Genomic DNA, 12,026 nt, shown 5'->3' with positions numbered 1-12,026 from the left:
TTACCGCGGGAGATTTCCGGGTATTCCATCCCGGTGGCAAACTGGGTGCGAGCCTCGCGCAGGTGGGCGATATCATGCACACCGGTGATCGGGTTCCACTGGTTGCCAAGGGCACCTTGATGCCGGAGGCGGTCAAGGTGCTGTCGCACAAACATTTTGGCTGTGTTGGCATTCTGGATGAAGACGGACGTCTGTGTGGTATCGTCACCGAAGGTGACCTTGCCCGTAACCTGTCGCGCGATCTTTCTGGGCTACAGGTTGACGACATCATGACCCGCGCGCCGAAGGTGGTTAAAACAACCATGTTGGCGACCAGCGCACTTGCTTTCCTTGAAAAACATCAGATTGGCGCGCTGATCGTGGTGGATGATGAAAACCGGCCGCTGGGGCTGGTGCATTTCCACGATTTCTTGCGGCTGGGCGTTGCCTGAGGCGCAAGGCTGATTTCAGATTATTCGACAGCTTCAACGGTTAGATTGCGTCCATGTGCCGCAACGATACGCACACGCGTTCCTGACGGCAGATCCGGGCCGCTGATCGGCCAGACCGTGTCATCCAGTCGTATCCGACCGCGACCTTCGCTGATCGGCTCCATCAGCGTCGCTGTTCTGCCGATCAGGCTTGCCTCGCGCTGATTGAGAAAGGGTTCGTCGGTGCTGGTTTGCCCCTTGCCGAAATAACGACGGCCAATCAGGGCAAAGGCAATCGACAGAACGGCAAACAGCACGAACTGAACCTGCCAGAACCAGAGCGCTGCGTCCCACAATAGCAGCGACAATGCACCAACCACGATTGCAGCAGCGCCAATCCAGATCAGGAACACACCCGGTGCGGCAAGTTCTGCTGCAAGCAGGATGAAGCCGATGATCCACCAGCTCCACGGACCAAGCTCAGCAATGGCCTGTTTTATCATGATTATCTATCCGACGGTGGTACGAATGGATTGACCTGAGGTGCTGCACGTGGCGGGGTTGCGGGGCGCGGCCGGGGTTCCGACTGGCGTTGCGTGCCGTCATTGCCGAAGACTTCCTTGGCAATGGCGCCAATGCCGCCCAGCGAACCGATCAGCGACGAGGCCTCCATTGGCATCAACACGATTTTTGCGTTGTTGGCGGTGCCAATATCCGACAGGGCTTCGGTGTATTTTTGCGCAATGAAGTAGTTGATGGCATGCACGTCACCGGCCGCGATAGCTTCGGATACCATGCGGGTTGCCTTGGCTTCGGCCTCTGCGAGGCGCTCGCGGGCTTCAGCGTCACGGAACGCAGCTTCACGCTGACCTTCGGCCTGCAGAATGGCCGACTGCTTGGAACCTTCCGCACGCAAGATCTGGGCAGCACGCGAACCTTCCGCTTCCAGAACCTGTGCACGCTTTTCGCGCTCTGCCTTCATCTGGCGAGCCATCGAATCGACCAGATCCTTCGGTGGTGCGATGTCCTTGATTTCAATACGGGTGACCTTGATACCCCACGGGCCAACGGCCTCATCCACAACCCGCAGCAGGCGGTCATTGATGGCATCACGGTTGGACAGCAGTTCATCAAGATCCATCGAACCCATCACCGAACGTATGTTGGTCATGGTCAGGTTCTGGATGGCGTTTTCCAGATTGGAAATCTGGTAAGCGGCCTGCGCAACATTGAGAACCTGGTAGAAGGCAACGGCGTCCGCAGAGACACTGGCGTTGTCGCGGGTGATGACTTCCTGGGTTGGAATGTCGAGTACCTGCTCCATGACGTTCATGCGTGCGCCGATGGATTCGATGAAGGGCGTTATGATGTTGAGGCCCGGTTCCAGCGTGCGCGTGTAACGACCGAATCGCTCCACCGTATAGCGAAAACCCTGTGGGACGGTTTTTATACCCGCAAACAGGACCAGAATGACCAGCGCCACCCCGACCAACACCACAATATCAAACCCTCCGAGAACCATCGGTTCCTCCATATGCCAGTTAAACTTTCCGTAGAAAGTCTTATGCGCTTATACCCAGCCTTGCAATTCCCGGCGCACAACTGTTTCCAGAACGCGCATGCCATCTTCGCTGTCGTTGAGGCATGGAATGTGCGTGAAATGTTCGCCGCCATTGTGCAGGAATATCTCTCCCGCTTCACCGGCAATTTCTTCCAGTGTTTCCAGGCAATCTGAGACGAAACCCGGGTTCATGACCGCGATGCGTTTGACGCCTTCCTGTGCCAGTTTTTCAACGGTCTTGTCGGTGTAAGGCTGTAACCACTCCTCGGGTCCAAAACGTGACTGGAATGTCAGGAGGAAACGGTTTTTGTCCATGCCCAGTTTTTCACGCAGCAAACGTGCTGTTTTCGCGCAATGACAATGGTAGGGATCGCCCTTTTTGAAATAGGACTGCGGGATGCCGTGGAACGAGGCAATGATCTTTTCCGGTTCCCAATCCAACTTGGATAGGTGCGATTTCACCGAGTTGGCAAGCGCTTCTATGTAGGCGTCGTCATCATGATAAGGGGGGACGGTGCGCACGGCTGGCTGCCAGCGCAGTTTCATCAGATGTTCGAATGCCTTGTCGTTAACCGTTGCCGTCGTGGAGGCGGCATATTGCGGATAAAGCGGGAAAATCAGCAGCTTGTCGCAGCCTTTGGCTTTCAGCGCATCAATGCGTTCGGCGATCGATGGCTGGCCATACCGCATGCCCCAGTCGACAACCACATCGGGAAGATCGGTGAGGGTCTTGCCTAGCAGATCAGACTGGTTGCGGGTATAGGTGCGCAGATAGCTTTCGTTCAAATCCTTGTTCCAGATTTCTTCGTAAGCCTTGCCGACCTTCTGCGGGCGCTTGTTGAGCACGATGCCGTAGAGAATGGGATACCAGTAGAGGCGTGACCATTCGATGACGCGCTTGTCCGAAAGGAATTCCGCAAGATAACGACGCATGGACCAGTAATCGGTTCCATCCGGTGTTCCGAGATTGACGAGAAGTACGCCAACCTTGCCGGATGAGACAGGAGGGTGATCTGCCGGAATGACTGAAGTGCTGGCTACCATACATAAAATCCTGAATATCAATAGGTTGTGTGCAATACGTCCGTATTGCTGCAGCGGTTCACTCTTCTAACGGAAAATGGTTCACCATGAACATTTTCCGGAATTACTTTTCACCTCCCATAAAACGGCAGGCGGCGGCCATTGATATGACATATGTCAAATAATGGCGGTTTTTCATATATTTATAGAGCAGTAAAAAACAAAGGCCGGCCCCAAAAGGGCCGGCTCTATCATGTGCGGCAAATTGTCTTTGCGCGCTTAGTTCTTGGCTGGAAGTTCAAGCTCGGCGCCAACCTCAATGTGGTTTGGACGCTTCAATGCATTGGCTTCAGCAATCTTCGTCCAGAAGGTGCCGTCGCCGTATTTTTCAACGGCAATCTTCCACAGCGAATCGCCCTTGCCCACGACATATTTGGCAAGGTTTTCAGCCGTTGCCGGTGTGGTTGGTGCAGGAGTGGTTGCAGCAGGCGCTGTTGCGGCTGGTGCCGTTGCTGCCGGAGCAGGGGTAGCCGCAGGGGCTGCCGCTGTCGCAGGGGCTGCCGGAGCCGCTTCCTTGGCAGGGGCAACATAATCAGCCGGGGTCACGTCGGTGATACGCCCATCCGTAGCAGGCTTGTATGGATTGTTTGCTGTCAGGTAAGCCGCAACGGAATCTTCAAGGCTTGGTCCGAAGTCGTAAGGGTTGACCGCCTTCGTTGCGAAGACCTTGTAGCCGTCGCCGCCCGAGCGCATGTAGTTGTTCGAAACGACGCCATAAACCTTCTCGTTATCCAGCGGCACGAATGTGTCGCCTTCCTTCACCTCGACGGAAACGATGCGGCTTCCGGCTGGCTTGGAACGGTCGAAGGAGTATTTAAGGCCGGCAACCTGGGCGAAACGACCAGCGCCTTCCTCGATCTGACCTGCGCCGTTTTCAAGTGCGGCAACAATGTCGGAACCCTTGAGCTGGAATGTGGCGACCGAGTTCTGGAATGGCAGAACCGTCAGCACTTCGCCCATGGTGATGGTGCCAGCATCGATCGATGCACGCAGGCCGCCACCGTTCTGGATGGCAATGGTGATGCCCTGATCCTTGACGCGGTCGAGAAGTGCGTCGGAAACCAGGTTGCCCATGGTGCATTCCTTGGCGCGGCATACTTCACGCGAGCCGTCGATGCTTTCCGTTGCGGAGCCGATTTCCTTTTTCTTCAGCTCTTCAAGTGGCTGTGCAAGTTCTGAAACGCGTGTCACGTAGCCCGCGTCAGGGGTGACAGATGCGTCGAGCAGCTTCGGTGCACCTTCCCAGGACTTCACGACGCCATTGTCATCGAAAGTAACCTTGAGATCGCCGAGATACTTGGAATAGGCATAAGCGGTAACAATTGGAACCTCGACGCCCGATGGGTTCTTGACCAGTGTCGGATATGGGCCGGCGGCCTTGTCATCGGTGCTGGACAGAAGCGTGTGGCTGTGGCCACCAACGATCACGTCGATGCCATCAACTGCCTTGGCGATTTCCTGATCCTTGACGTAACCGACATGCGACAGCAGCACGATCTTGTTGACGCCCTGATCCTGAATTTCCTTTACCGCACCCTGCAGATAGGAGATCTCGTCTGCAAACAGGATCTTGTCGCCTGGCGAAGAGGTTTCGTCAGTGTCTGTGGCCAGAACAGAAACGACAGCGACCTTCTCACCGCCCAATTCCTTGATCACATACCCCTTGAACTTGTCTTTCAGGATGGAGCTGTCGCCCGCCATGGTGTTGCCCGAAATAATCGGGAATTTGAGTGCATCGATGAATTTCAGCAGTTCTTCCGGGCCATCATCAAATTCATGGTTGCCGATGGCCATGGCGTCGAAGCCGATGCCGTTCATGAATTCTGCAACCGGGCCGCTCTTGTACTGCGTGTAGAAAAGTGAACCCTGGAACTGGTCGCCTGCGTCGAGAACGAGGGTGTTGGCGTTGCCAAGCTCGCCACGGCGCGCCTCAATAGCACTCTTTACGCGTGCAATGCCGCCAAAGCACTCATTCTTGGCCGCTTCACTTTCAGAGCATGTCGAATCGAATTTGTTGATTGCCTCGATGCGTGAATGCAAGTCATTGATATGGAGGATGTTGAGTTCGTAATCGGCAAAGGCGGCGCTTGTCGACAGCGTAACGACCGATGCGGCCAGCAAGCCGAGCTTGGTTAGTCTGTTCATTTTTCTCTCCTGTATCAATATGATATAAACGACCGCCGCTTTCTGCGGAGGCCGCTATCTCTCATGAGCTGTTCACCCGAAATGAATGTTTCCATTTGGTTGCGTGAACTGCAAGCTAAATTGTGACAGGTGTTTTGCTTGCGAACACACTTCTCATGCGTGCATTCTTTAGAACGGAAATATTACAGGAATGAATCAGCCCTGACGTGTCAGAGAAAACTGATTGTTGCTGTCGGTCGTGCAGTTCAACTGAGACTGCGAAACCATGGCGCAATTGACCTTGGACTGGGTATTGCGAACCAGCGACGTCATGTTGATTTCAATCAGGGTTGGCGAAATCATGGTGTAGTTGCCGGAGGCAAGCAAGGTGTTGCTGTCGGTCGAATGGGTGGAGAATGTGCCATTCTGGAAGGAAGAGACAATACCGTTGCGGTCCACCCAGCGGCCGTCAACGGCCGGTCCCTGGGGTGCTGCCGGTGGCATCGAACGCGGGGGCGGTGCAGAAACGCACGATGCCAATGTTATGGAAGCCAGGCCCAGAACAATACCGGTCTTGATCTTCATGCTTTAACTCCCTGCGATTCGATATGTATGGTTTTGGAACATGCCGTGAAGAAGGGTGCGTTGCAAGGATGCATTGGTTTCAATCACGCCACAGGACAATAGATTTCAGATATGCGTTGCACAAAAACTCGATCTTCTATGATGAATTTTGCAATTGTGAGCGGTAAATGCACTTGAGGCGAAATCGTTGCCTTGTTTTTCAAAACCTCAGATAAGTTCAGCCGGAATAAGGCCATACACCGAATTGCCGACGAAAATACGCCGGCCTTGCAGGTCTTCCAGTTTCAGTGCCTGCCCGCGTGCACGACGTTCCCGGATCAGGTCGGCTCGCAACACGCCGGGCAGAATGCCGCTGTCAAGCGGAGGGGTTAGCAATTGTCCCTCGGCATCTTCCACAAACAGGCTGGTGGAGGAACCTTCGCAGGCTTCACCACGCTCATTCAACAGCAGTACCTCATCGGCTTGCGACAGCGGAAATTCGGCACGCGCCGTTTCATAGGGTTCGCGCCGTGATGACTTGTGCCGGTAAAAGGTGTCGCTGGAGTCCAGCCGTGTCTTGTTGGCCACCTTCAGTTTCCACACCGTGCCTTCTGGCAAAACCGGCAGGATGGCGGTGGTGATATCCAATTGTCCCTTGTAGTTCATCACAAGGCTGACCTTGAGCGGGTCTTCGCCGGACACGCTTTTTTCCAGGGTCTTCTGGGCATCGACCGGCTGGCGAAAACCGAGCGCATCGGCCGAGCGTGCCAGACGGCGCATATGCTGCTCCAGACGATGAAAGCCGGTTTGTGGCTCCCATCGCAAGGTCTCCATCAGGGTCAGATCGACTGGTTTGCGTTTCATCGCTATTCCATCCGTTTACCAAAACGCGCGCCACCCCGCTACCGCGGGGCGGATATTCCCGGTGCATTCAGGACTATGAAACTTGCCCGAAATTTATGGATTTTCGTCTTTATCGAGAACTTCCAGTTCATCGATCAATTCTTCGATCATGGAGAGGCCTTTGGTCCAGAAGGACGGGTCGGTCGCATCAAGGCCAAAGGGCTTCAGCAGTTCGGAATGGTGTTTCGTGCCCCCCGCCTTGAGCAGCGCGAAATACTTGTCCTGGAAACCCTCTTCCGCATTGCGATAGACCGCGTAGAGCGAATTGACCAGGCAATCGCCGAATGCATAGGCGTAGACATAGAAAGGTGAGTGAATGAAGTGGGGGATATAGGTCCACCAGCTTTCATAGCCTTCCGAAATGCGGATGGCTGGACCAAGGCTTTCTTCCTGAACGGACAACCACAGTTCACCGATTTGCTCGGAGGTCAGTTCACCTTCTTTTCTGGCAGTGTGAACCTTGCGTTCGAACTGATAGAAGGCGATCTGGCGCACGACCGTGTTGATCATGTCTTCCACCTTGCGCGCCAGCATGGCCTTGCGCTCGCGCTTGTCGGTGGTGTTTTTCAACAGGGCGCGGAATGTCAGCATTTCGCCAAATACGGATGCTGTTTCGGCCAGTGTCAGTGGCGTTGAACACATCAGCGCACCCTGTTCGCCAGCCAGAACCTGATGCACACCGTGCCCCAGTTCATGGGCGAGTGTCATGACGTCGCGCGGTTTGCCAAGATAGTTGACCAGCACGTAGGGATGCGCCGAGGGAACGGTCGGATGCGCGAACGCGCCCGGTGCCTTGCCGGGACGGGCAGGGGCGTCGATCCATTGTTCATCGAAGAAACGGGCGGCAATTGCTGCCATTTCGGGTGCGAAGTCGCCGTAAGCCGAAAGAACCGTGTCCTTCGCTTCGCTCCAGGAAATAAGCGTATTGGAGGTAGCTGGCAGGGGCGCGTTACGGTCCCAATATTCCATCTGTTCCATGCCTAGCCATTTGGCCTTCATGGCATAATAACGATGGGAAAGACGGGGATAGGCCTGCTGGACGGCTTCGGCCAAGGCATCCACCACCTCACGTTCGACGCGGTTGGCCAGATGGCGGCTGTCGGCAATATCTTCGAAATTGCGCCAGCGGTCGGAAATTTCCTTATCCTTGGCCAGCGTGTTGGTGATCAGCGTAAAGATACGGATGTTTTTCGCGAATGTGGCGCTCAGGGACTTGGCGGCCTTGGCACGGGTTGCGGCGTCCGGCTCCTGCAACAGATTGAGGGTGGCTTCGAGCGGCAGTTCCGCGCCATTGATATCGAAACGCAGTTCCGCCATCGTCTCGTCAAACAGGCGGTTGAAAGCGGCGGCACTGGTCATCGATTTTTCGAGGAAAAGCTGTTCCAGCTTATCATCAAGCTGGTGCGGCTTGTCCTTGCGCAGATCGACAAGCCACGGACGATAATGTCCCGCAACCGTATCATTCTGCATGGCGTTTTCCAGCGTCGCGTCGTCCAGACGGTTCAGCTCCAACGTGAAAAACAGAAGATGGGCGGAGATGTCAGTCAGTTTCGACTGGGTGTCGCCGTAGAGTTTGCCGTTGGCCGGGCTTGCCGTATCGGCAAAATATGTGAGGCCGGCAAAGGAGCCGATTTTGCCAAGCAGATCATCCAGTGCTTCATATTCGCGCAGAGCCTGACCAATGCCTTCGTTGCCGGTTTTGCTGGCAGCCTGTTCCAGCTTGCCCTTCCATTTGTCTTCAAACGCCTTGGCGTCCGCGGCGGATTTTTCGATGTCCTGCTTCAGTGCTGTTGAATCTGCCGAGGGGTAAAGATCAGACAATTTCCAGACGGGAAGTTCTCCAAGGGCGGGATCGAATGCCTGCCCACCAGCAGCTGCGGTGGAAAAGGTGCGGTGTCTGCCTTGTGTTGGAACTGTCATTTTAATGTCCTCATCAGCCTTGCATCTTGAAAATTTGCGCCTCTTGTTTCCCCCGCCGATAGATAAAATGCAAGCAATTCTCAAAACTGGATGTTCAAGCCTTATGTGCAAGTGTGGCGTCAAAGGGTCCGCATGAAGTGGGTCCATAAACCGGAAACCGGGAGCCCAAGATGATCGCGCAAATTCTCGTTATTGATGACGATCCAGTTCAGCGTCGCCTGCTCAAAAATGCGGTGGAACGTTATGGTCATGCCGCCATGGTTGCGGAAAATGGTCGGGCTGGTCTCGAGCTGCTCAAGCAGCACAGTGGCGAGATCAGCGTTGTGGTTCTCGACTTGATGATGCCTGAGATGGACGGGCTTTCCTTTCTCAAGGCGATCAGCGAGCAAGGTATTGATGTGCCAGTGGTCGTGCAGACCGGGCAGGGAGGCATCGATACCGTTGTGCAGGCCATGCGCGCAGGCGCGTTCGATTTCGTGGTGAAGCCGGTTTCACCTGAACGGATTGGTGCTGCGATTTCCAACGCGTTGAAACTGGACCAGCGTGAGGCCAAGGCCCGCACCGGTCGACGTGCGCGTCATCATGCCGTTGGTTTTAACGATATCGTGTCGGCAAGCCCTGCAATGTTGCGGGTTGTCGAACTGGCCCAGCGTGCGGCACAGTCCAATATTCCGGTGGTGCTGGAAGGTGAATCAGGCGTCGGCAAGGAAATGGTGGCTCGCGCCATCCAGTCGGCTGGCGATCGCGCCGGCAAACCTTTCATCACCGTCAACTGCGGTGCCATTCCGCAGAATCTGGTCGAAAGCATTTTGTTCGGTCATGAAAAGGGTGCCTTTACGGGTGCGACCGAAAAACATGTCGGCAAGTTCATGGAAGCTGATGGCGGTACATTGTTCCTGGATGAAATCGGTGATCTGCCGCTTGAGGTGCAGGTGAAGCTTTTGCGCGCCGTGCAGCAGGGCGAGATTGAAACCGTTGGTTCCGCCAAGGTTCAAAAGGTCAACGTGCGGCTGATCTCGGCGACCAACAAGAACCTTATCGAAGAGGTCAAGGAAGGCCGTTTCCGTGAGGATCTTTATTATCGCCTCAACGTGTTCCCCATTACCATTCCGGCCTTGCGTCGTCGCAAGGAAGATATTCCTTATCTTGCCCGGGTGTTTGCCGAGCGGTTTTCCGTCGAGCAGAAGCTGCCGCATGCCATGGGCGTGAGTGCAAGTGCCTTGGCCTTGCTGACGGCCTATGACTGGCCGGGCAATATTCGCCAGCTCGAGAACGCGATTTTCCGCGCCGTCGTGCTGGCCCAGGGCGATGAGCTGACGGAAGACGATTTCCCGCAGATCGCATTGCAGATGCCGGAATTTGCATCGTCCGATGAAATGCATGATCTGAGTCATCGTATTAGCGACCGCATGCTGTTGAGCACACCGGCGCCGGATCCCCGGCCGGTTGCGCGCACGCCAGATATCCTGTCCGTGATGGAAGCATTCTCTGCCGAAGACAGTCACTCGTCGCCAGCTTTCTCCGGTGGCAACCTGATTTCCAGCATTGATGACAGCGGAAATGTACGAAAATTGGCCGACATTGAGGAAGAGCTGATCCGGTTTGCCTTAAGATTTTATCGTGGCCAGATGAGCCAAGTCGCCAGAAAACTGGGGATTGGCCGCTCAACGCTTTATAGAAAATTGAAGGATTATGGCATCGATCCGGATGATCCGCTCAACGAAGCCGCTTAAAAATAACGGTTTTCTTGCGTTAACCGTCAGGCAAGGATATTCCCTTACCGTCTGTAAACCTCTTATTAGTGGACTGTTCACTATAATGAGGAAGGTTGTATATGTGTGGTAAATTTGCCATCGTGTCACCGTAATTTACGTTCATCTGAGACACTATGACGGGTTGTCTATCAGACGGGGATCAAATTGCCAGATTTGAAGCGGAATATAGCGCGCTCGGGCAAAAGCGTGTGTGACAGGCTGAAACTAGCAGGAAAGAAACTTTCCGGGCGTGGTATCGCCCTGATTTTTGCTGCTCTCGTGTCACTGCCTGCATTGTCCTTGTCTGCTGCCCCGGCGGCGGCAGAAACCCGTAGCCTCAAGCTCTACTACATCCATACGAAAGAGAAGGCGGTCATCACCTTCAAGCGTAATGGCAAGTATGACCAGAAGGGTCTGCAGGAGTTGAACCGCTTCCTGCGCGACTGGCGTCGTAACCAGCCCACAAAGATGGACCCGAGACTCTTCGACCTCGTTTGGGAAGTCTATCAGCGCAGCGGCGCGAAAGAATATATCAATGTTGTATCCGCATTTCGCTCGCCAGAGACAAATGGCATGCTGCGTTCGCGGACCAAGGGCGTGGCCAAGAACAGCCAGCACACGCTCGGCAAAGCCATGGATTTCTACATTCCCGGCGTAAAACTTTCTCGCCTGCGTGAAATCGCCATGCAGATGCAGATCGGCGGCGTGGGCTTTTATCCAACCTCCGGGTCTCCCTTTGTGCATCTTGATGTTGGAAGCGTTCGCGCATGGCCACGCATGAGCCGTCAGGACCTCGTGCGTATCTTCCCGAAAGGCAACACCATTCACCTGCCTGCCGATGGCAAGCCGCTGCCGGGTTATGACCAGGCCATGGCCGACTACAAGCGTCGCGTCAGCTCGTCATCGATCCAGGTAGCCAGCACGGCTGGTGCCGGTCCGACATCGTCATCGTCCGGCGGCAAGAAGAGAACATTGTTGTCTGCGCTGTTTGGCGGAGGTGATGAGGACGAAGATGCAGATAGCATCACGGCACCAGCACCTGAGGAGCGTCCAGCTCCGGTGGTGCAGGCACAGCAGCCAGTTGCTGTGGCAAGCGCGGAACCGCCTCCGGGCGTGAACATTGACGCTCCATTGCCACTTTCGCGTCCATCCCTGAATAACCAGCAGGCCAATACGGGTCTTGCAACCGCACTTTACTCCCCGACGCGTAATGCCGCGCAGGAGGCCTTGCAGGCTGCATTGCCACCTACGCCAACCCCGGCAACCGAACAGTTTGCAGATCTTGGTGACTACAAGATCCCGGTTCCGACTTTGCTTGGACCACGTGGCATGCGCGGTGACGCACAGGCCGGTGTTCTGACGGCGGCTGTGGATCCGCAGGCCGCAGGCACATCTGACGTGATGGCACCGATCCCGGCAAATCGTCCTGCTGTTGCTGAAGCGCTGCTGGCTGCGGCCGATGCGGATGTCGAAGCTCAGGCCGACGCAGCCGATCAGAAGGAAGCCGTTCTTTCGCCAATCGTGGTTGCAGCACTGGAGCGGAGCGGGCAAAGCGCACGTGACAGCATGCAGCATGTTTCGACACCGGTTCCGACAGCTCCAGCTCGTGAAGACAGTATTGCTGATCTGATCCAGAACCATCCTGCTCAGACACCAGCGCCAGCACAGGCACCAAAGAAGCAGGTCGCTTCGCTTGCCCCTGCCACC

9 protein-coding genes and 2 pseudogenes are annotated in these 12,026 nt (G+C 55.3%); 4 read left to right on the top strand and 7 right to left on the bottom strand.

What is annotated here, in order from left to right; translation table 11 throughout:
* On the top strand, positions 1-431 hold a 431-nt coding region (locus tag RT613_RS00100), incomplete at its 5' end, for a CBS domain-containing protein (RefSeq protein WP_313611994.1).
* Positions 432-451: 20 nt separating this feature from the next.
* Here RT613_RS00100 and RT613_RS00095 read toward each other — a convergent pair.
* The 7 genes from RT613_RS00095 to RT613_RS00065 all read right to left on the bottom strand — a co-directional run bounded on the left by RT613_RS00095 (position 452) and on the right by RT613_RS00065 (position 8,565).
* Positions 452-913, bottom strand: a complete 462-nt coding sequence (locus tag RT613_RS00095; protein WP_313611992.1) for an NfeD family protein — start codon at positions 911-913, stop codon at positions 452-454.
* Positions 914-915: 2 nt separating this feature from the next.
* Positions 916-1,932, bottom strand: a complete 1,017-nt coding sequence (locus tag RT613_RS00090; RefSeq protein WP_313611990.1) for an SPFH domain-containing protein — start codon at positions 1,930-1,932, stop codon at positions 916-918.
* A 48-nt stretch (positions 1,933-1,980) separates the two neighbouring features.
* Positions 1,981-3,015, bottom strand: a complete 1,035-nt coding sequence (gene hemH / locus RT613_RS00085; RefSeq protein WP_313611988.1) for a ferrochelatase — start codon at positions 3,013-3,015, stop codon at positions 1,981-1,983.
* 258 nt (positions 3,016-3,273) lie between these two features.
* The gene (locus RT613_RS00080; RefSeq protein WP_313611987.1) at positions 3,274-5,199 is read right to left on the bottom strand and encodes a 5'-nucleotidase C-terminal domain-containing protein; all 1,926 of its coding nucleotides are present in this window, start codon (positions 5,197-5,199) and stop codon (positions 3,274-3,276) included.
* Positions 5,200-5,394: 195 nt separating this feature from the next.
* Positions 5,395-5,763: an outer membrane lipoprotein Omp10 gene (omp10, locus tag RT613_RS00075; RefSeq protein WP_313611986.1), complete on the bottom strand. Its 369-nt coding sequence runs from the start codon at positions 5,761-5,763 to the stop codon at positions 5,395-5,397.
* Positions 5,764-5,970: 207 nt separating this feature from the next.
* Positions 5,971-6,606: an aminotransferase class IV family protein gene (locus tag RT613_RS00070; protein ID WP_313611984.1), complete on the bottom strand. Its 636-nt coding sequence runs from the start codon at positions 6,604-6,606 to the stop codon at positions 5,971-5,973.
* A gap of 93 nt (positions 6,607-6,699) precedes the next feature.
* Positions 6,700-8,565, bottom strand: coding sequence for a M3 family oligoendopeptidase (locus RT613_RS00065; RefSeq protein WP_313611983.1), 1,866 nt, complete (start codon positions 8,563-8,565; stop codon positions 6,700-6,702).
* A 170-nt stretch (positions 8,566-8,735) separates the two neighbouring features.
* Here RT613_RS00065 and RT613_RS00060 point away from each other — a divergent pair.
* The 3 genes and pseudogenes from RT613_RS00060 to RT613_RS00055 form a co-directional block, all read left to right on the top strand.
* Positions 8,736-9,924 (top strand): annotated as a pseudogene (locus RT613_RS00060) (sigma-54-dependent transcriptional regulator); the annotation flags it as partial.
* A 182-nt stretch (positions 9,925-10,106) separates the two neighbouring features.
* Positions 10,107-10,298: pseudogene (locus RT613_RS23840) on the top strand (helix-turn-helix domain-containing protein); the annotation flags it as partial.
* 186 nt (positions 10,299-10,484) lie between these two features.
* Positions 10,485-12,026 (top strand): DUF882 domain-containing protein (locus RT613_RS00055; RefSeq protein WP_409558727.1); only part of this gene is annotated, 1,542 nt, incomplete at its 3' end.

The sequence above is a fragment of the Agrobacterium sp. genome, from assembly GCF_032092815.1.
Lineage (GTDB): Bacteria > Pseudomonadota > Alphaproteobacteria > Rhizobiales > Rhizobiaceae > Agrobacterium.
The sequence above is the reverse complement of the archived record's forward strand: the minus strand, read 5'-3'. Positions and strand labels throughout refer to the sequence as shown.

Coding starts and splice junctions, on each gene's coding strand:
- omp10 (WP_313611986.1), bottom strand. CDS start 5,763: ATGAAGATCAAGACCGGTATTGTTCTGGGCCTGGCTTCCATAACATTG.
- RT613_RS00090 (WP_313611990.1), bottom strand. CDS start 1,932: ATGGTTCTCGGAGGGTTTGATATTGTGGTGTTGGTCGGGGTGGCGCTG.
- RT613_RS00080 (WP_313611987.1), bottom strand. CDS start 5,199: ATGAACAGACTAACCAAGCTCGGCTTGCTGGCCGCATCGGTCGTTACG.
- RT613_RS00070 (WP_313611984.1), bottom strand. CDS start 6,606: ATGAAACGCAAACCAGTCGATCTGACCCTGATGGAGACCTTGCGATGG.
- RT613_RS00065 (WP_313611983.1), bottom strand. CDS start 8,565: ATGACAGTTCCAACACAAGGCAGACACCGCACCTTTTCCACCGCAGCT.
- hemH (WP_313611988.1), bottom strand. CDS start 3,015: ATGGTAGCCAGCACTTCAGTCATTCCGGCAGATCACCCTCCTGTCTCA.
- RT613_RS00095 (WP_313611992.1), bottom strand. CDS start 913: ATGATAAAACAGGCCATTGCTGAGCTTGGTCCGTGGAGCTGGTGGATC.